Raw genomic sequence first — 17609 nt, forward strand, 5'->3', positions numbered from 1 at the left:
CTATTCAATCACTCGATCGATGATAAGCGCGACAGGATCCATGTCCGGGCCGCCTACTGCAACCCCTTGTCGTTCACCCATGAGATCGCCGGCCTGGGGCTGGGCCTGGCCGCTGGACGATACCCGCGCCAGCAGACGCACCTCATCGACCTGCGCGAGGCTTGCCATGGGCGACATGGCATCGCTGGCGTCAAGGGTCAGGCTGGCCGGCAGGTCGGCCAGGGTCAGGCGCTCGATGGCCAGCGGCGGCAGCTTGCCTTCGCTGTCCCGTGCCACCACGAACACCGTGGTCTCCGGCGCCAGACGCCCGACCAGTTCGTCGGCCAGCGACAGGCTGACCAGCACATTGCGCTCGCTCGCCGCAGGGGCCAGGCGTTGCTCGGCCTGGGCGACGCCCTGGCGCATGGCCTCGGACAACGGCGAGTCGTCTGCCGTCGACAGACCACGCCGCCAGAAGCCCAGGGCGCCCTGATAGTCCTCGTTCTGAAAGGCCTCGACCCCCAGAAACCACATGGCCGAGGGCAGATTCGGCGCCTCACGACTGGCCTCCCGGGACAGCGCCAGAATGCGATCGTCGAGCCGCCCTTCGTTGATGAAGTACTGCATCTTGGCCAACTCGCCGATCCACCAGGGTGAACGCCCCTCCAGCGCAAGCACACGCTCGATGGCATCGCTGGCCTGGGCGTAGGCGCCGCTGTCGCGGTAAAGCGGATACAGCGTCTGCCACACGCGAGGGTTGTCGGGTTGGCTCTCGGCCTGCTGCTCGAGGCGCTGGATCATCAGCGCGAGGCTGGCCTCGGGGTCGTTGCGTACCTCTTCGATGGCCTGATACAGCACCAGGTCGCCCTCGGCGCCCTCCCAGCGGTACCACAGCACGCTGACCACCACCACCGCCACCAGCACCAGCGGCACCGCCAGCTTGCCCGCAGCGGCAGACTTCAGCGGTGAGCGCTTGAGCCGCTCGGTGTCATCGAGCAGGCTGCGCTGGAGTTCACTGAGATCCTCGTCGAAGCGTGCCGCGTCGATGTCTCCCCGAGACTTGGCCGCTTCCAGCGACGCCACCCGACGACGATAGACCGCCACGTTCTGGGCGGCGGCGTCATCGCTGTCCTCCAGCGCACGTTGCAGGCGTTCCACCTTCGCCGCACGGCGCAGGGGCAGGATCAGCAGCCAGGCCGCGAGCAGCAGCAGAACGGCAAAGGCCAGCCATAACAGGGTCATGCGGATCCCTCTCTATCGATCAGGTCGTCCAGGCGCGCCTGCTCCTCGGCGGACAGCCTGCGTACCTGGGTGCGTCGCCGTGAGCGGATGATCAGCCACAGCACCAGGGCGCCGATGACGACCAGCGCGCCGGGCAGCCCCCACAGCAGCAGGGTGCGCCCCTCGAGACGCGGATTGTAGAGGACATAGTCGCCGAAGCGCTGGACCATGAAGTCGATGATCTCCTTGTCCGAGCGGCCGTCCTGAAGCTGGGCGTAGACCCGCTCGCGCATGTCGGCGGCGATCGGCGAGTTGGAGTCGCCGATCGCCTGGTTCTCGCACTTGGGGCAGCGCAGGGTGGCGGTCAGCTCCTGATAGCGCTTTTCGGTCACCGGGTTGTCGAAGCCGCGTACCTCGATGGCTTCCGCCCGAGCGTCGAGCGCAGCGACAAGCATCAACAGCGCCAGCACCATGCCCGCCAGCCAGCCAAGGCCCGAGCCAGGCAGGTTACGTGCACGGGCGCTGCGGTCGTCGCCGCTAGCGCGGGTGCGGGCGCTGGAGCTGATAGCGCGGGTGCGGGCGCTGATAGCGCTCGAGCAGCACAGATCGATCAACGCCATTTTTCCACCTCCGGCAAGATGATCTTCTCCACATCGTCGGCGGTGATATAGCCGGTGTGGTGGTAGCGAATGATCCCCTCGGCGTCTACCAGGAAGGTCTCGGGAGCGCCGTAGACGCCGAGATCGAAGCCGAGGGTACCCTCGGGATCGAAGATATTGAACTCGAAGGGATTGCCGAACTGGGTCAGGAAGGCGCGTCCCCTGGCCCTGCGCTCACCGTCGCTGGCACCTTCTTCCTTGTAGTCGACCCCGACCAGGCGTACCCCGCGCTCGGCCAGATCCAGAAGCTGCGGCATCTCCTGACGACAGGTCGGACACCAGCTGCCCCAGACATTGACCAGGGAAAGCTCGCCGGACAGCGCGTCCTGGCTCACCTTGCGCTCGGCTTCCTCGAGGGTCGACAGCTCGAAGTCGGGGAACTCCCTGGCCATCAACGCGGATTCCCGTTCAAAGGGGTTGATCGACAGCCCCTGATAGAGAAAGATCCCGAGCGCCAGAAACAGCACCAGCGGCAACAGCAATAGAAGTCGACGTTTCATGCACGGGTCTCCCTGGCCGTGACGACAATGACAGGAGCGAAGGCCAGCGGCTGACGATCTTTCATGATGCACTGGCCTCCCTGGCCGTCACGACAGGTTCGGGCTCACGTACGCTCAAGCGGCGACGGTAGCGCCTGTCGGCGACGGCGATGATGCCACCGGCGGCCATCAGCAGTGCGCCCAGCCACAGCCAGCGCACGAAGGGCTTAATCTGCACCCTGAGCGCCCAGCTGCCGTCGTCGAGCTCCTCGCCCATGGCCACGTAGAGGTCGTGGAACAGGCCAGGCCGCAGCGCCACCTGGGTCATCGGCATGCCGCGCGCGATGTACAGGCGCTTCTCCGGGTGCATCTCGAAGCTTGCGCTGGCGCCCTCTCGGGTCACCTCGATGGTGGCCGCGTCGGAGACATAGTTCGGCCCACGACGCTCGTCCAGCGCCGTCATGTGAAAGCCGATGCCGTTGACCTCGACGCGGTCACCGACATTCATGCGCACGTTGCGCTCCACCGAATAGTTGGACACCAGGGCGACCCCGATGATGGTCACGGCAAGCCCCAGATGGCCGAGCACCATGCCCCAGTAGGCAGGCGTCAGGCGCTTGAGGGCACCAAGGCGCGAGCCGGCTCGGGAGGTCTTGCCCCACAGGTCGCGCACCAGCGACAGCACCAGCCACAGCGCCGCGACCAGGCCCAGCGACGCCTTCAGGTTCCACTGCCCGGTGTAGACCAGCGGCGCCGCCACGCCGATGACCAGAGCGCCGAGACCGGCGATCCACAGGCGGGTCAGCAGCTCGCGCCCGGCCATGCGCTTCCAGCGGGCGCTGGGGCCAAGCCCCATGAACACGCAAAGCAATACGGTCAGGGGCACGAACAGGGCGTTGAAGTAGGGAGGCCCCACGCTGATCTTGCCCAGGTTCAGCGCGTCGAGCAGCAGCGGATAGACGGTCCCGAGCAGCACCGTCACCGTCATCACCACCAGCAGGATGTTGTTGACCAGCAACAGGGCATCGCGGGATACCCAGTTGAAGCCTCCGGGCTGGCTGACCCGTGGCGCGCGCAGGGCGAAGATCAACAGTGACAGGCCCACGGTAATGCCCAGCAGCACCAGAATGAACAGGCCCCGCGAAGGATCATTGGCGAAGGCGTGCACCGAGGTCAGCACCCCTGAGCGCACCAGGAAGGTGCCCATCAGCGACAGCGAGAAGGTGGTGATCGCCAGCAGCACCGTCCAGCTCTTGAAGGTGCCGCGCTTTTCGGTCACCGCCAGGGAGTGGATCAGCGCGGTGCCGGCGAGCCAGGGCAGCAGCGAGGCGTTCTCCACCGGGTCCCAGAACCACCAGCCGCCCCAGCCCAGTTCGTAGTAGGCCCACCAGCTACCGAGCGCGATGCCGACGGTGAGAAAGGCCCAGGCGATATTGGTCCAGGGGCGCACCCAACGGGTCCAGGCGCTATCCAGGCGTCCGCCCAGCAGCGCAGCGATGGCAAAGGCGAAGACCACGCTGAAGCCCACGTAACCCATGTACAGCATCGGCGGATGGATGATCAGACCGACGTCCTGCAGCAGCGGATTGAGGTCGGCGCCGTCGGCGGGGATATTCGGCAGCGAACGCTCGAAGGGGTTGGAAGTGATCAGCACAAAGGCCAGAAAGCCCACGCTGACCAGCCCCATCACGCCGAGCACGCGCGCCACCATGTCCGGTGGCAGCCCCCGGGAGAAGCAGCCCACGGCGAAGGTCCAGACTCCGAGGATCAGGCTCCACAGCAGCACCGAGCCTTCGTGGTTGCCCCACACCGCGCTGAACTTGTAGTACCAGGGCAATAGCGAGTTGGCGTTGTTGGCGACGTTGACCACGCTGAAGTCGTCGAGCATGTAGCTCGCCGTCAGACAGCCGTAGGCGATCAACAGAAAGGCCAGCTGGCCCGCCGCCATCGGCCGTGCGTAGGCCATCCACAGCGGGCGCCGAGTGGCAGCCCCGGCCAGCGGCAGCACCGCCTGCACGCAGGCCATCAGCAGCGCCACGATCAGCGCGTAGTGTCCGATTTCCGGAATCATCTTGATCAGCATGGATTCACCTTGGCCCGCCTTCCGTCCGCGTCAGTCCACTGGCGCCTGGCTCTGCGACTGAATCGCGTGGGCCCATGGGCCCGGAACGCCTGCGTTATGGTCGATTGACCCTGTCCCCTTCTGGCTCGAAGAAGCGCCTTCGGCCCTGCCCCCTCGGGCAAACAAGGCCCCGCACCACGGAGCCCTGTTGTCGGGATACCTTTTTTGTCGATGCACGCAGCCTACTGCGACGTGCCTGGGCCCGCCTGCTTGTAGTCTGCCGGCGAATAGCCGGCGTCTTCCAATGCCTCGGCGACCTCGGGCGGCATATAGTTCTCGTCGTGCTTGGCCAGCACCTTTTCGGCCGCGATATAGCCGTCGCCGGTCAGTTCGCCGACCACCACCACGCCCTGCCCCTCGCGAAACAGGTCCGGCAGGATGCCGCTGTAGCGCACCTCGACATCGTCGACGTAGTCGGTCACCACGAAGCTGACGTCCAGGCTGTCACTGTCACGATGGACGCTGCCTTCCTTGACCATCCCGCCGGCACGTAGCTGCCGGTCCACGGGGGCTTCTCCGGCGGCAATCTGCACCGGGCTGAAGAACAGGTTGATGTTGGAGCGCAGGGCGTACAGCGTCAGTCCCACCGCCACCGCACACAGCGCCACCAGTCCAAGCACCAGCAGCATCTTATTTCGGCGTTTAGCCCTCATCTTGATCCTCCGAGGGGGAACTTGCGACCGCGGCGTCACGCCTCAGCCGGCGGCGCAAGGTGCGCCGAACACCGCGGCTTTCACCGCGAACCAGAATCACGCTCAACAGCAGAAAGCCCAGGGTCGCACCCCAGGCGGTCCACACATAGGGGCCGTGGCTGCCCATGCTGACCAGCTCGGCCAGCGATTCGAAAGCCATCATGGACGCTCCTCGAACAGCTCTTTCACCCAGCGCTTGTGGCCTTCACGGCGCAGGATCTCGGTACGGGTGCGGGTCAGGGTGAAGGCCGCGAAGAAGGCGTAGAACCCCAGCACCATGATCAACAGCGGCATCCACATCTCGACCGGCATCGCCGGGCGTTCGGTGATGGTGAAGCTGGCGGGCTGGTGCAAGGTGTTCCACCACTCCACCGAGTACTTGATGATGGGTATGTTGATCACCCCCACCATGGCCAGCACCGACGCCGCCTTGGCGCCGCTCTGGGGGCGGGCGAAGGCGCGCCGGATCAGCATCACGCCAAGATACAGAAACAGCAGGATCAGCATCGAGGTAAGGCGGGCGTCCCACTGCCACCAGGTGCCCCAGGTAGGCTTGCCCCAGACCGACCCCGACAGCAAGGCGATGGCGGTCATGGCGGCGCCCAGCGGCGCCATCATCGCTGCCGCCATGTCGGCGATCTTGATCTTCCAGACCATGAACACGAAGCCGGAGGCGGCCAGCGCCATGAAGATCGACTGGGCCAGGAAGGCCGCAGGCACGTGCACGTAGATGATGCGAAAGCTGTTGCCCTGCTGGTAGTCCGCCGGAGCGAAGGCCAGCCCCCAGACGCTGCCGACCAGGATCAGCGCCAGCGCCAGCGCCCAGCACCAGGGAGAGAGACGCGCGGCTATGCCGTAGAACCAGCGCGGCGATCCCAGCTTGTGAAAGAAGGCCCACATGAGCGTTGTACCTCGATCAACCTTGAATTCGTGATGGCCACGACGGCCCGATCAACCATGGATACTGATGCGCAGCGACGCGGCAATGGCCACAGGAGCCGCCATCAGCGCTACCGACAACAGCGCGCCGATCACCGCCAGGTGCCCAAGCCATTCCCCGCCGCCCAGCGCCGCGCCCATGGCGCCGGTGCCGAAGATCAGCACCGGCATGAAAAGTGGCAACACCAGAAGCGACAGCAGCATGCCACCACGCGCCAGCCCCACCGTCAGCCCTGCGCCGATGGCACCAATCAGGCTGATGCAGCCACTTCCCAGTGCCAGGGTCGCGCTCAGCGCCAGGTAGCTGCCCTGGGGCAATGCCAGCAGCACCCCCAGCAAGGGGGCCATCAACGCCAGCGGTAGCCCGGTGGTCAACCAGTGCACGGCGACCTTGGCCAGCACCAGCAGCGACAGCGGGTGCGGTGCAAGCAACAGTTGCTCAAGGGTGCCGTCCTCGAAGTCGCCACGAAACAAGCCGTCCAGCGACAGCAGTGCCGACAGCAAGGCGGCCACCCACAACACGCCAGGGGCGATCAGCGCCAGGCGTTCGGGTTCCGGCGAGATCCCCAGTGGAAACAGGGTGATCACCATGGCGAAGAACACCAGCGGGGTCAGGGCGTCACCCGGTCGACGGGCGACCGCCGTCAAGTCACGGCGGAAGGTGGCAGCCATCGCGCGACCAAGGCCATCACCGGCCTCTCTGACCGGCTCGGCGGCTTCGATCGACCCAGACGTCGGCGTGTTCATGAAGCCACCTGTCGTTGTCCGTCCAGGGTCAGCCGGCGTACGCCAGGCACATTGGACAGCGGATGGTGGGTGGTGACCAGCACCGCGCCGCCGCTGGCGGCATGGTTGGCCAGGCGGCGCTCCAGGGCGGCCACGCCGGCCACATCGATCGCGGTAAAAGGTTCGTCCAGCACCCACAGGGCACGGCGACTCGACACCAGACGAGCCAGGGTCACCCGGCGCTTCTGGCCGGCCGATAGCTGGGCGGTGGGGACGTCCTCGAAGCCGGCCAGGCCGACTTCGGCCAGGGCCGCCTCGAGCTCGGCGTCGGGGCGCCCCTCGCCCCCCAGCGCCTGATACCAACGCAGGTTTTCCAGGGCACTCAGGTTGGCCTTGATACCCGGGGCATGGCCCAGATACAGCAGGTTGGCCAGCAGGTCGGCGCGGGCGCGGGGCAGCGCCCGCCCCTGCCAGCGCACCTCTCCATCGACGTCGGCGATCTGGCCGCACAGGATCTTCAACAGCGTGGTCTTGCCACTGCCGTTGGGTCCCTCGACTCGGAGCACTTCCCCCGCCTTGAGGACAACATCCAATCCTCGAAACAACCAGCGGCCATCGCGCTCACAGGCCAGTTGTCGGGCTTCAAGACACAGACGCAAAGGGCACTCCACAACCAGGGACGGGGCAGCAAATCACGCACAGACTTTACACCGATTGCACTACCCGAACCAGACAGCCAGCGCAGCTGACAGCCGCAATCGCACAGGCAATGCACCTTTCGTTGATCCATGGCACTTGCACGAGCGGCGAGGCCTGCTATCTTTCACATACTGTATGAATCGACAGTATCAAGATCCCTCGACGTTGACACCAATCGCCACCCGCTACTCCATCCCGTGACAGCCCGACCCTCACAACAAGGGAGACCCCGCGCCATGGATATCGCGACCTGCCAGTTCCTCGAACGCCTGCCCAACCTGCCCATCGCCGACAGCTGGGCTCCCGTCGACTCCACCTCGGATGCCCTGGTGGAGGTCCCCCTGCTGGGGCAGGTATCCGCCGGCATGCCGATCGAGGCCTGCCTGGACAACGCCACCCTGCAGGTGCCATCGCGCATGGTCAGGCGCAACACTTACGCCCTCAAGGTGTGCGGCAACTCGATGATCGATTGCAATATCTTCGACGGCGATGTGATCATCATCGAACGCCAGGAAAGCGCCGAGAACGGCGAAACGGCGGTGGTGATGATCAATGACCAGGAGGTCACCCTGAAAAAGCTCTATATCGAGAAGAATGGTGTTCGCCTGCAGCCGGCCAACGAGACCATGCCCCCGATCTACCTGAAGAACAGTGACATCCGCGTGCTGGGCCTGGTCATGGGTGTCGCCCGCCAGGAAGAAATGGCCGCCTGATGCGCTACCCGATACCCGAGCTTGCCCCCGGTGAGTGGCACGAAAGCGAGATCGAGGTGGAAAAGAGCCGCTTTATCGCCTGGGTGGCCCACGCCCCCAAGGTGGCGGACTTCGAAGCGCTGCTGGCCGAGGCTCGCAGGCAGCATCCCAATGCCAGCCATCATTGCAGCGCCTACATCGCAGGCCCGCCCGGGGAGCAGGTGCACATTGGCTTCTCCGATGACGGCGAGCCGGGCGGTACCGCCGGCCGACCGATGTTTCAGGCACTCGATGGCGATGGCATCGGCCAGGTGGGCGCGGTGGTGACCCGCTACTTCGGCGGCACCAAACTCGGTACCGGCGGACTCGCCCGCGCCTATACCCAGGCGCTGGTCACGGCGCTGGAAAGCCTGCCCAGGGGCGAATGCATCGAGCGCCGCCCACTCAAGATACGGGTCGACTTTGCCGGCGAGGCTGACGCCCGGCAGTGGTGCCAGGGGCAGGATATCCCGGTGCAGGCGGTGGACTACGGGGCCGAAGGCGTCACCTTGACCCTGGGCTGGCCCAGTGAACAGTCCACCGACCTGAGCGAGCTCAGCACTCGCCTCAAGGGCCGCATCGAGTCCCTGGACCATCAGGCAGGCTAGGCCCGCTCGATGCTAACGTCGAGGGAGCCTCCAGCCCCGTATGATCCGCCTCCGGGGCCGGTCCGACGCGGCCCCTGCTAAAGCGGCCTTTCCAGGACGGCGTGTTCGTCCTTGGTGAGAGCGGCTTCTCCAGACGAGACAGCGTCTTCACCGATATAGCGTCTGCGCTTATCGGCCTTGAGCCGTGCCACGTCGACCACCACCAGGCCATCGATGCAGTAGCCGAAGGCGGTATCCACGCCGAAGGCCTTGAAGCTGACGCCGCCGGGTTCGGCCACCTCCACGTACTGCTTGTAGAGCGCCGGCACCCCCGCCCCCATGGCCTGCAGGGCGCCTTTCAAGCGCTGAAAGTCCTCGCCGGCATCGTTGCCGGCGAACAGTCGATCCGCCTCCTCGCGCCCGGCGCGCGACATCGTGCACACCGCCTTGGCCCGGATCGGGCTGTCACCGTCCCCGTGGTAGTGCCGGTAGTAGCTGACCAGCAGGTCCTTGGCCAGGGGCGGTAGATGATTGGGAATGGTCACCGGCCCGAACAGCCAGCGCACCTCGGGATGATGGCGCAGGTAGGCGCCAAGACCATGCCAGAGATAGTCGAGACTGCGACGTCCCCAGTAGCGTGGCTGGACAAAGCTGCGGCCCAGCTCAAGCCCGTGGCGCCAGCGATCCATCGGCGCCTGTTCGAGATGAAAGATGGTGGCGCTGTAGAGCCCTTCGATGCCTTTGCTATCGAGGATGCGCCCGACCTCACCGAGACGATAGGCCCCGGCGATTTCCAGGTCACGATCGTCCCACAGCACCAGATGACGATAGTGCTCGTCGTACTCGTCCAGATCCCGCTTCTTGCCGGTGCCCTCGCCGACCCGGCGAAAGGCAATTTCACGCAGCCGCCCGATCTCACGCATCACCGCAGAGTCGGGACGATGGTCAAACAGCAGGATCTGCTTGCCGTCAGGCGTCCTGCCCAGCACCTCGGCGTCGACCAGCTCCTCTCGCAGGTGCTGGCGATTTTCCGGATGGGCGATGCCGGCCTCGGAGACGAACACGCCCTTGCGTCCCCGCCCCAGACGGTAGACGTGCTTGCGCAGCAGCTTGAGCTTGGCGACGGTGGCCAGGTCCTCGCGGTCGAAGCGTGACAGCGGGATCTCGCCCCCCACCTTGAGCGTGATGTGCCGCCCTTTCTGGCGGAACATCTCGTGGGGCAACAGCAGCGTGCCCAGCGGCGAGTACAGCGAGGCCAACGAATAGAACAGCGAGGAGTTGCGACCACCCACGTGCACCGGCAGGATCGGCGCATTGGTGCGCCGGGCCGCGTGCAGGAAACCTGACAGCCAGTTGCCGTCCTTTACCCCCTTGGGCCCCGCCCGCGACACCTCGCCGGCGGGGAAGACGATCACCGCCTGTTCATCGTCGAGGGCATCGACGATGCCCTGCAGGCTCTTGCGAAAGCCCCTGCGCGACAGGTTGTCCACCGGCAGCAGCAACGGTGCCAACGGCGAAAGCTGCATCAACAGGTCATTGGCGACGATTTTCACGTCAGGGCGTACATCCGCCACCATGCGTACCAGCGCCAGCCCATCCAGAGCACCGAGGGGATGATTGGCGACGATCACCACCCTGCCGGCGACCGGAATGTTGTCGCGATCACGCGACGACAGCGAATAGCCGAAGTTCAGCTGATCGAGCACCGCGTCGATGAACTCGAGCCCTCCGGCGCGGCGATGACGCTCGAGAAAGGCATTGATCTCGCGCTCGTGCACCAGGCCCTTGAGGCCGGCGCTCAACAGGCGGCGGCACCAGGCTGGCCAGCTCTGTGCCTGCGGCACCTTGGCCATCAAGGCCTTTTCGACATCGATCATGCCCGTCCTCCGTCGGTGGCAATAGCCGCCAGACTAGAAAGCGCGCATGACAGCACCGTGGCGATCGCGTGTAAGCGGGATGACGGGCTCGACCAGAGTCAGCTACAAAAGCAGCGTCCCCACCTGGCGGCGGGGGCGCTGCGTTCGGTCAAACCAGGGCTGCAGGCCCGGATGACCTTGATCCTGATGTTTGATCACTATCCCGGGGTGTCACCCCAAGTACTTGATCATCACCCCGGCGGCCACTGCCGAGCCGATGACACCAGCAACATTGGGCCCCATTGCGTGCATCAGCAGGAAGTTGTGGGGATTGGACTCGAGCCCCACCTTGTTGGACACCCGCGCCGCCATGGGCACCGCCGAGACACCGGCGGAGCCGATCAACGGGTTGATCGGATGCTTGCTGATGAGGTTGAGCAGCTTGGCCATCAGCACACCGCAGGCGGTGCCTATGGCAAAGGCCACCATGCCGAGCCCGAGGATGCCCAGGGTCTCCACCGCCAGGAAGCGGTCGGCCATCAGCTTGGAGCCAACCGACAGTCCGAGGAAGATGGTCACGATGTTGATCAGGGCGTTCTGCGCCGTGTCCGAGAGCCGTTCGACCACCCCGCACTCACGCATCAGGTTGCCGAAGCAGAACATCCCGAGCAGCGGCGCCGCATCCGGCAGGAACAGTACCACCAGGATCAGCAGTGCCAGCGGAAACACGATCTTCTCGAGCTTCGACACCGGACGCAGCTGGGTCATGGCGATGCTGCGCTCCTTCTGGGTGGTCAACGCCTTCATGATAGGCGGCTGGATCAACGGCACCAGCGCCATGTAGGAGTAGGACGCCACCGCGATGGCACCCAGCAGCTCGGGGGCCAGAATGCTCGAGACATAGATCGAGGTCGGACCGTCGGCTCCACCGATGATGCCGATGGCCGCAGCCTGGTTGAGGCTGAAGTCCATCCAGCCCATGGCGGTCATGCCCACCGCCCCGATCAGAGTGGCGAAGATGCCGAACTGGGCAGCGGCGCCGAGGAACAGGGTGCGCGGGTTGGCCAGCAGCGGACCGAAGTCGGTCATCGCGCCGACCCCCATGAAGATCACCAGCGGCGCGATACCGGAGGCGATGGCCACGCTGTAGAACTGATACAGCATGCCATGGGAATAGCCCCCATCCATGGCCAGGTCGTTGGCGGTACGAAGCAGCGCCGGCGAGATATCACCGTGCAGCGTCTCGCTGATGGCGTAGCGCCAGGTATCCACGTCGGCGCCCGCCGGCAGACTGGTGCCGAGCGCCTGGGCCATCTGCGCCAGCAGCTCGGGACGGCCCAGGTGGGCCGCCTGCTCTGCCGCCGACAACGCCAGCCCTGCCTCGGGAATATTGGCCAGGATGCCGCCGAAGCCGATCGGCACCAGCAACAGCGGTTCGAACTTCTTGGAGATGGCCAGCCACAAGAGCAGCAGGCCCACCACCAGCATCACCGCCTGGCCCAGGGTCAGGTTGTACAGCCCGGAGCCGTACCATAGGGTCAGAATCTTCTCCATGGGAGGTCCTTAAAGCACGATCAGGGTGTCGCCGACGGAGACGCTGTCGCCCTCGGCGACCTGGACGTCAGACACGGTGCCGGCAGCAGCAGCGCGGACCTCGGTCTCCATCTTCATCGCCTCGAGGATGACCACCACGTCACCCTCGGCCACGCTGTCGCCGGGCTTGACGTTGACCTTGAAGATGTTGCCGGCCAGCGGTGCATCGATGGTCTCGCCGGAGGAAGCTGCCGGCGCCGCCGGTGCAGCGTCAGAAGAGCCAGCGGCGGGCGCTTCCTTGACCTGGGAAATGTCGCCACCCTCGGCGACCTCGACCACGTAGGCGGTGCCGTTGACCTTGACGGTGTAGGTCTCGGGTCCGGCGGTACCAGCCTTGGCCGCCGGCGCCTTGGCGGGCGCAGCGGGCGTCGCCGCCTCGACGCTGGGCGCAGGTTCGAAGGCGTCGGGGTTGTCACGGTTCTTGAGGAACTTGAGCCCGATCTGCGGGAACAGTGCGTAGGTCAGAACGTCGTCTACCTGACGCTCGCCTTCGGCCAGGCGGATGCCGTCGTCCTTGGCCTTGGCGGCCAGCTCATCGGTCAACCGCGACATCTCGGGATCCAGTCGATCCGCGGGACGTTCGGTGATCGGCTTGGCACCGTCCAGCACCCGGCTCTGCAATTCGCTGTCGAAGTCCGCCGGCGCAGCGCCGTACTCGCCCTTGAGCAGCGCCTGCACCTCCTTGGAGATGGACTTGTAGCGCTCCCCCATCATCACGTTCATCACCGCCTGGGTGCCGACGATCTGGGAGGTGGGGGTCACCAGCGGAATATAGCCGAGGTCTTCACGGACCCGAGGAATCTCCTTGAGCACCTCATCGAGACGGTCACCGGCGCCCTGCTCCTTCAACTGGCCTTCCATGTTGGTGAGCATGCCACCGGGCACCTGGGCCACCAGAATGCGCGAGTCGATGCCCTTGAGCGAGCCCTCGAAAGCGGCGTACTTCTTGCGCACCTCACGGAAGTAGGCGGCGATATCTTCCAGGGCCTCCAGGTCCAGGCCGGTATCGCGCTCGGTGTCCTTGAGCATCGCCACCAGCGATTCGGTGGGGCTGTGGCCGTAGGTCATCGACATCGAGGAGATGGCGGTATCGACGTTGTCGACGCCTGCCTCGGCGGCCTTGAGCGCGGTCGCCGATGAAAGCCCGGTAGTGGCGTGGCAGTGCAGATGGATGCGAATATTCAGCGCCGACTTGAGTTTGGTGACAAGCTCGAAGGCGTCATAGGGAGTCAGAAGCCCCGCCATGTCCTTGATCGCCAGGGAGTCGGCGCCCATGTCGGCGATGGACTTGGCCAATTCCACCCAGCTGTCCAGGGTGTGCACCGGGCTCTTGGTGTAGGAGATGGTACCCTGAGCATGGCCATCGTTGGCCTTGACCGCCTGGATCGCACGCTCGAGGTTACGTGGGTCGTTCATCGCATCGAACACGCGGAAGACATCGACCCCGTTGGTCTTGGCGCGCTCGACGAAGCGGTCGACCACGTCATCGGCGTAGTGGCGATAGCCCAACAGGTTCTGGCCCCGCAGCAACATCTGCTGGGGCGTATTGGGCATGGCTTCCTTCAACGCCCGTATCCGCTCCCACGGATCTTCGCCGAGGTAGCGGATACAGGCGTCAAAGGTGGCGCCGCCCCAGGATTCCAGCGACCAGAAGCCGATCTTGTCGAGCTTCTCGGCGATGGGCAGCATGTCGTCGATACGCATGCGGGTGGCGAACAGAGACTGATGGGCGTCGCGTAGCACGACATCGGTGATGCCTAGCGGGCGTGCAGATTCGCTCATGGCTGGGTCCTTATCGTTATGAAGCGCTTTGTCGAAATTCACGGTCAGGGTCGTCGCCTGGTACGGACGACCTCAGCGACGCTGGCGGTAGCGGTGAACCGCGGCCGAGATCGCCGCCATCACCGCATCGTCCTGGCCCGGCGCGGCGGGTGCCGCCCCGCGCTTGGGCGCCTCGACCGGCACCGGTTCGGGAAAGTAGCGACCGATGACACGAGACATCAGCGTGGTGGTGATCACCAGCACCGTAAGAAAAACAAAAACAAAACCCATGCCGAGCGCCATCAGGCTGAGGCCCTCGTTGAGCAACTGAGTGTCTTGCATGCGGGATCCTCCGCGTTGTAGCGCCAAAGTTGCCTTGATCTTTCTGGATCATACGGCTTGCGCAAAAATTTTGATGCTATACCCTGCCACATCCCCGGCACAGCACCATGGTCTAAAGGTAGCAGTTTTGGTTGTTAAATTACTACATAAACAGGGGTTAGACGAAGGTCGCATCGGACTCGCGCCCATGGAGGGCGTGATCGACGCCCACACCCGCGACCTGCTGACCCGTGACGCCGGCTTCGACTGGACGGTCACCGAGTTCGTACGGGTGGTGGACGCGCGCCTGCCGCCTCGAGTGTTCTACAAGCACTGCCCGGAACTGGCGACCGAGGGCGTCATCACCCCCAACCACATCCCGGTGCACCTGCAACTGCTCGGCTCCGACCCCGACGCCCTGGCCGCCAATGCCCGCCAGGCGCTACGCCTCGGCGCCATCAGCCTGGATTTGAACTTCGGCTGCCCAGCCAAGCTGGTCAACCGCCATGACGGCGGCGCCTCATTGTTGCGCGATCCGCGACGCCTGGAGCGTGCCGTGGACGCCGTCCACCGTGCCGTGGGCGACAGCATCCCGGTCACCGCCAAGATACGCCTGGGTTTCTCCGACCGCCGCCGGGCGCTGGACTGCGCCCTGGCCGCCGAGGCCGCCGGCGCCACCCAACTGGTGGTGCATGCCCGCACCCGGGACGAGGGCTATCGCCCGCCGGCCCATTGGGAGTGGATCGGCCGCATCAACCAGCGCCTGCGCATCCCGGTCGTCGCCAACGGCGACATCTGGACCCTCGAGGACTACTGGAAGGCACGCACCCTGTCCGGCTGTCGCGACGTCATGCTTGGCCGCGGCGCCCTGGCCGACCCGAAACTCGCCCCGCGCATCCGCCACTGGCAGCGCACCGGAGAGCGCCTGCCGGCCACGACATGGGCCCAGCGAGCCGGCATCCTGACGTCCTATGCTGCAATGCAGCGTACCACACTCCCGGCAAAAGTGGTGGTATCGCTACTAAAGCAGTGGATGAACCACATGAAGGCGCGCGACCGCGAGGCCGCCTCCCGCTTTCAGGCCCTGCGCCGCATCACCGATCTCGATGAATTCCTTGCGGGGCTCGGCGCCCAGCGCATCGAATCAGACGCAGCGCCAGAAACCGCACCTGACGCCACACTGCGCCAGAATCTCACCTCACCCAAGCACCGAAGCGAGGCAGTCGCCGCCGCCCAATAGGGATAGGCAGGCCAACCTCCCCTCCCGGAGAGGAATCCGATCGGAGCAGCGCCTAGCTCTTGTCCTTGAGATCGGCCCAATCCACATCGGGATCACGCCGCCCATGGCCGCCTGCATAGGCCGGAGATTCGGGCGGCTGCCACTGCGCCAGCCGCTCGGACTCGACCTCGAACACTTCCACCGCCAAGGGGTGGCAGGTGGACAGCGGATCCCTGGCGTCCGGCCCCCATAGATCCACCGACAGATCGCCACCGGGACAGCAGGACAGCGCGCACAACAGATCGATCTCGGCAAACAGCTCAAGATAGTCCCCAGGCCGCGCCGGGCAGGCCTTCATGAAGTACTGGTCATCGTCGTTGAGCCCGGTGCACTGGAAGACATTGAGCACGTCATGCACGTCAAACTCGGTCAACCCCCAGGGCGCGACCGCCCTCACCAGGTTGGAATGGCAGTGAAAATCGAAGTCCTCGCCGGTCAACAGGCGATTGACGTAGGGATCACAGCGGGTTCCCAGCAGGTCATGCACGCGCCCGCCTTCGGCGTCCTCACCGTAGCCTGCCAGGGTGTCGTCGATGATGGTGGCCATGGGACGCAGAAAGGGCAGCGTCGACCACAGCCTGTCGTAGGTGCTGACATGAGCTCGCTGCAGCTGACGGGTGCGCGAGGCCCACATACGCTCGCGCGGGTCATGGCGGTGCCACATGTTGAAGTCACCGACCTGGGCACCATCGACGATGGCAATACGAAAGACCTGCCCCGCCTTGACCTCCCAGGCGAGTCCATCACGAATCGGTACCCGGTGACTGGCCACCCGCCGCCGCCTCCCCGCCCGCTCGGTCAGGCCGTCATAGAAGGCGCGATCCACGTCGAGCACTGACCCCCTGGTCGCCTGATACGCCGCCGCCACCTTGCCGCCCATGCGCCACCCTCCCGATGCGTGAATGTCAGGCTTCAGCCTAGACCAGGCCAGGGGAGACAACGACCGACGCTCGACACAGCACCGTTCATAAAGAATCGACGCCGGTCAGCCGGTCAGCCGGTCAGCCGGTCAGCCGGTCAGCCGGTCAGCCGGTCAGCCGGTCAGCACGAAACTGGACAGGAAACTTGGCAGGAAACAGCATAAAAAAAGGCGCCCATCTCGCGACAGGCGCCTAAACGATCGCAACCGGCAGTAGTAGCCAGCCGGTCAGCACGAAACTGGACAGGAAACTTGGCAGGAAACAGAAAACCCGCCCTCCGAAGAGAGCGGGTCTAAATCTGGCGCGCCCGGGAGGATTCGAACCTCCGACCACCTGATTCGTAGTCAGGTACTCTATCCAGCTGAGCTACGGGCGCGTAGGCAATGAAACTCATTGCGATGTCGTATTCCAGTAAACTATCGGAATCCAACCTGGGAGAAGATGGCGCGCCCGGGAGGATTCGAACCTCCGACCACCTGATTCGTAGTCAGGTACTCTATCCAGCTGAGCTACGGGCGCGTATCAATCTCTTGATGCACCAGGCATCCAACATGCCTGATCATCGGTACCCATGAAGCCGCTTCACGACATGCATCGTAAAATGGCGGAGAGGGAGGGATTCGAACCCTCGATGAGGCTATAAACCCCATACTCCCTTAGCAGGGGAGCGCCTTCAGCCACTCGGCCACCTCTCCCTCATCGGCACGGTGCGTATCCTACCGAGACGTAAGGCCTTTGTCCAGCCCGAGGCGAAAAAAGTTCTCCGCTCGGCCACCACCTTCACTCATCATCGGCAGCGCCATCGTCAGCCTTCTCGCGCTGGATGCGCTGGTAGATCTCTTCACGGTGGACGGCAACGTCCTTGGGCGCATTCACGCCGATACGCACTTGATTTCCCTTCACCCCCAGAACGGTGACGGTGATATCGTCCCCGATCATCAGGGTTTCGCCGACGCGGCGTGTCAGGATGAGCATGACTGATCTCCTTCTCAGACTTGTTACGTGAGTCGCTACGCCGTCACGCTTCCGGACGACGTGCCCTCTT

18 protein-coding genes and 3 tRNA genes are annotated in these 17609 nt (G+C 64.9%); 3 read left to right on the forward strand and 18 right to left on the reverse strand.

Features of this window, described 5'->3' with window-relative positions:
* The 9 genes from ccmI to ccmA form a co-directional block, all read right to left on the reverse strand.
* Positions 1–1221 carry a c-type cytochrome biogenesis protein CcmI gene (gene ccmI, locus KUV74_RS07735; RefSeq protein WP_222516042.1) on the reverse strand — a complete coding sequence of 407 codons (1221 nt, stop codon included), beginning with the start codon at positions 1219–1221 and terminating at the stop codon, positions 1–3.
* The gene (locus tag KUV74_RS07740) at positions 1218–1820 is read right to left on the reverse strand and encodes a cytochrome c-type biogenesis protein CcmH (RefSeq protein WP_308812416.1); all 603 of its coding nucleotides are present in this window, start codon (positions 1818–1820) and stop codon (positions 1218–1220) included. Before KUV74_RS07740 ends, ccmI begins: the two co-directional genes overlap by 4 nt.
* The gene (locus tag KUV74_RS07745; protein WP_222516043.1) at positions 1811–2359 is read right to left on the reverse strand and encodes a DsbE family thiol:disulfide interchange protein; all 549 of its coding nucleotides are present in this window, start codon (positions 2357–2359) and stop codon (positions 1811–1813) included. The genes KUV74_RS07740 and KUV74_RS07745 overlap by 10 nt, the downstream gene beginning before the upstream one ends.
* 61 nt (positions 2360–2420) lie before the next feature.
* A complete protein-coding gene (locus tag KUV74_RS07750; protein ID WP_124803422.1) occupies positions 2421–4421 on the reverse strand; it encodes a heme lyase CcmF/NrfE family subunit in 2001 nt (666 codons plus the stop codon).
* Between the two features lie 221 nt (positions 4422–4642).
* A complete protein-coding gene (ccmE, locus tag KUV74_RS07755; protein WP_213228538.1) occupies positions 4643–5113 on the reverse strand; it encodes a cytochrome c maturation protein CcmE in 471 nt (156 codons plus the stop codon).
* Complete coding sequence (ccmD, locus tag KUV74_RS07760; protein WP_231498600.1) at positions 5103–5315, reverse strand: heme exporter protein CcmD; 213 nt, start codon at positions 5313–5315, stop codon at positions 5103–5105. The genes ccmE and ccmD overlap by 11 nt, the downstream gene beginning before the upstream one ends.
* The gene (locus KUV74_RS07765; protein WP_045991114.1) at positions 5312–6052 is read right to left on the reverse strand and encodes a heme ABC transporter permease; all 741 of its coding nucleotides are present in this window, start codon (positions 6050–6052) and stop codon (positions 5312–5314) included. The genes ccmD and KUV74_RS07765 overlap by 4 nt, the downstream gene beginning before the upstream one ends.
* A gap of 51 nt (positions 6053–6103) precedes the next feature.
* Positions 6104–6838 (reverse strand): heme exporter protein CcmB, encoded by a 735-nt coding sequence (gene ccmB / locus KUV74_RS07770; protein WP_108449932.1) that lies wholly within the window; start codon positions 6836–6838, stop codon positions 6104–6106.
* On the reverse strand, positions 6835–7476 hold the full coding sequence (gene ccmA, locus KUV74_RS07775; RefSeq protein WP_045991116.1) for a cytochrome c biogenesis heme-transporting ATPase CcmA: 642 nt from the start codon (positions 7474–7476) through the stop codon (positions 6835–6837). Before ccmA ends, ccmB begins: the two co-directional genes overlap by 4 nt.
* Positions 7477–7752: 276 nt before the next feature.
* Between ccmA and lexA the strand changes: the two genes are divergently transcribed.
* Both lexA and KUV74_RS07785 read left to right on the forward strand, forming a co-directional pair.
* Positions 7753–8229 carry a transcriptional repressor LexA gene (gene lexA / locus KUV74_RS07780; protein ID WP_045991117.1) on the forward strand — a complete coding sequence of 159 codons (477 nt, stop codon included), beginning with the start codon at positions 7753–7755 and terminating at the stop codon, positions 8227–8229.
* Complete coding sequence (locus KUV74_RS07785) at positions 8229–8855, forward strand: IMPACT family protein (protein WP_222516044.1); 627 nt, start codon at positions 8229–8231, stop codon at positions 8853–8855. Before lexA ends, KUV74_RS07785 begins: the two co-directional genes overlap by 1 nt.
* Positions 8856–8932: 77 nt before the next feature.
* On the opposite strand, the gene KUV74_RS07790 is transcribed toward KUV74_RS07785, so the two are convergent.
* The 4 genes from KUV74_RS07790 to KUV74_RS07805 all read right to left on the reverse strand — a co-directional run bounded on the left by KUV74_RS07790 (position 8933) and on the right by KUV74_RS07805 (position 14386).
* Positions 8933–10711 carry a lysophospholipid acyltransferase family protein gene (locus KUV74_RS07790; protein WP_222516045.1) on the reverse strand — a complete coding sequence of 593 codons (1779 nt, stop codon included), beginning with the start codon at positions 10709–10711 and terminating at the stop codon, positions 8933–8935.
* A 210-nt stretch (positions 10712–10921) separates the two neighbouring features.
* Positions 10922–12244: a sodium ion-translocating decarboxylase subunit beta gene (locus KUV74_RS07795; RefSeq protein ID WP_108449929.1), complete on the reverse strand. Its 1323-nt coding sequence runs from the start codon at positions 12242–12244 to the stop codon at positions 10922–10924.
* 9 nt (positions 12245–12253) lie between these two features.
* A complete protein-coding gene (gene oadA / locus KUV74_RS07800) occupies positions 12254–14065 on the reverse strand; it encodes a sodium-extruding oxaloacetate decarboxylase subunit alpha (RefSeq protein WP_222516046.1) in 1812 nt (603 codons plus the stop codon).
* Between the two features lie 72 nt (positions 14066–14137).
* On the reverse strand, positions 14138–14386 hold the full coding sequence (locus KUV74_RS07805; protein ID WP_045991122.1) for an OadG family protein: 249 nt from the start codon (positions 14384–14386) through the stop codon (positions 14138–14140).
* A 187-nt stretch (positions 14387–14573) separates the two neighbouring features.
* Between KUV74_RS07805 and KUV74_RS07810 the strand changes: the two genes are divergently transcribed.
* The gene (locus KUV74_RS07810) at positions 14574–15605 is read left to right on the forward strand and encodes a tRNA dihydrouridine synthase (RefSeq protein ID WP_108132321.1); all 1032 of its coding nucleotides are present in this window, start codon (positions 14574–14576) and stop codon (positions 15603–15605) included.
* A gap of 52 nt (positions 15606–15657) precedes the next feature.
* Here the strand turns inward: KUV74_RS07810 and KUV74_RS07815 are convergent, their stop codons facing one another.
* From KUV74_RS07815 to csrA, 5 genes are all read right to left on the reverse strand, one after another.
* A complete protein-coding gene (locus KUV74_RS07815) occupies positions 15658–16524 on the reverse strand; it encodes an urea carboxylase-associated family protein (RefSeq protein ID WP_108132320.1) in 867 nt (288 codons plus the stop codon).
* A gap of 339 nt (positions 16525–16863) precedes the next feature.
* Positions 16864–16940 (reverse strand) — tRNA-Arg (locus KUV74_RS07820).
* A 66-nt stretch (positions 16941–17006) separates the two neighbouring features.
* Positions 17007–17083 (reverse strand) — tRNA-Arg (locus tag KUV74_RS07825).
* Positions 17084–17166: 83 nt separating this feature from the next.
* Positions 17167–17259 (reverse strand) — tRNA-Ser (locus KUV74_RS07830).
* 85 nt (positions 17260–17344) lie between these two features.
* A complete protein-coding gene (csrA, locus tag KUV74_RS07835) occupies positions 17345–17539 on the reverse strand; it encodes a carbon storage regulator CsrA (protein WP_045991125.1) in 195 nt (64 codons plus the stop codon).
* Positions 17540–17609: the final 70 nt, after the last annotated feature.

The organism is Halomonas sp. DP1Y21-3, assembly GCF_019801245.1.
Taxonomy (GTDB): Bacteria; Pseudomonadota; Gammaproteobacteria; order Pseudomonadales; family Halomonadaceae; genus Halomonas; species Halomonas litopenaei.

Excerpts from the sequence above, each read along its gene's own strand:
- ccmI (WP_222516042.1), bottom strand. The coding sequence starts at position 1,221 with ATGACCCTGTTATGGCTGGCCTTTGCCGTTCTGCTGCTGCTCGCGGCC.
- KUV74_RS07740 (WP_308812416.1), bottom strand. The coding sequence starts at position 1,820 with ATGGCGTTGATCGATCTGTGCTGCTCGAGCGCTATCAGCGCCCGCACC.
- KUV74_RS07745 (WP_222516043.1), bottom strand. The coding sequence starts at position 2,359 with ATGAAACGTCGACTTCTATTGCTGTTGCCGCTGGTGCTGTTTCTGGCG.
- KUV74_RS07750 (WP_124803422.1), bottom strand. The coding sequence starts at position 4,421 with ATGCTGATCAAGATGATTCCGGAAATCGGACACTACGCGCTGATCGTG.
- ccmE (WP_213228538.1), bottom strand. The coding sequence starts at position 5,113 with ATGAGGGCTAAACGCCGAAATAAGATGCTGCTGGTGCTTGGACTGGTG.
- ccmD (WP_231498600.1), bottom strand. The coding sequence starts at position 5,315 with ATGATGGCTTTCGAATCGCTGGCCGAGCTGGTCAGCATGGGCAGCCAC.
- KUV74_RS07765 (WP_045991114.1), bottom strand. The coding sequence starts at position 6,052 with ATGTGGGCCTTCTTTCACAAGCTGGGATCGCCGCGCTGGTTCTACGGC.
- ccmB (WP_108449932.1), bottom strand. The coding sequence starts at position 6,838 with ATGAACACGCCGACGTCTGGGTCGATCGAAGCCGCCGAGCCGGTCAGA.
- lexA (WP_045991117.1), top strand. The coding sequence starts at position 7,753 with ATGGATATCGCGACCTGCCAGTTCCTCGAACGCCTGCCCAACCTGCCC.
- KUV74_RS07785 (WP_222516044.1), top strand. The coding sequence starts at position 8,229 with ATGCGCTACCCGATACCCGAGCTTGCCCCCGGTGAGTGGCACGAAAGC.
- KUV74_RS07790 (WP_222516045.1), bottom strand. The coding sequence starts at position 10,711 with ATGATCGATGTCGAAAAGGCCTTGATGGCCAAGGTGCCGCAGGCACAG.
- KUV74_RS07795 (WP_108449929.1), bottom strand. The coding sequence starts at position 12,244 with ATGGAGAAGATTCTGACCCTATGGTACGGCTCCGGGCTGTACAACCTG.
- oadA (WP_222516046.1), bottom strand. The coding sequence starts at position 14,065 with ATGAGCGAATCTGCACGCCCGCTAGGCATCACCGATGTCGTGCTACGC.
- KUV74_RS07805 (WP_045991122.1), bottom strand. The coding sequence starts at position 14,386 with ATGCAAGACACTCAGTTGCTCAACGAGGGCCTCAGCCTGATGGCGCTC.
- KUV74_RS07810 (WP_108132321.1), top strand. The coding sequence starts at position 14,574 with ATGGAGGGCGTGATCGACGCCCACACCCGCGACCTGCTGACCCGTGAC.
- KUV74_RS07815 (WP_108132320.1), bottom strand. The coding sequence starts at position 16,524 with ATGGGCGGCAAGGTGGCGGCGGCGTATCAGGCGACCAGGGGGTCAGTG.
- csrA (WP_045991125.1), bottom strand. The coding sequence starts at position 17,539 with ATGCTCATCCTGACACGCCGCGTCGGCGAAACCCTGATGATCGGGGAC.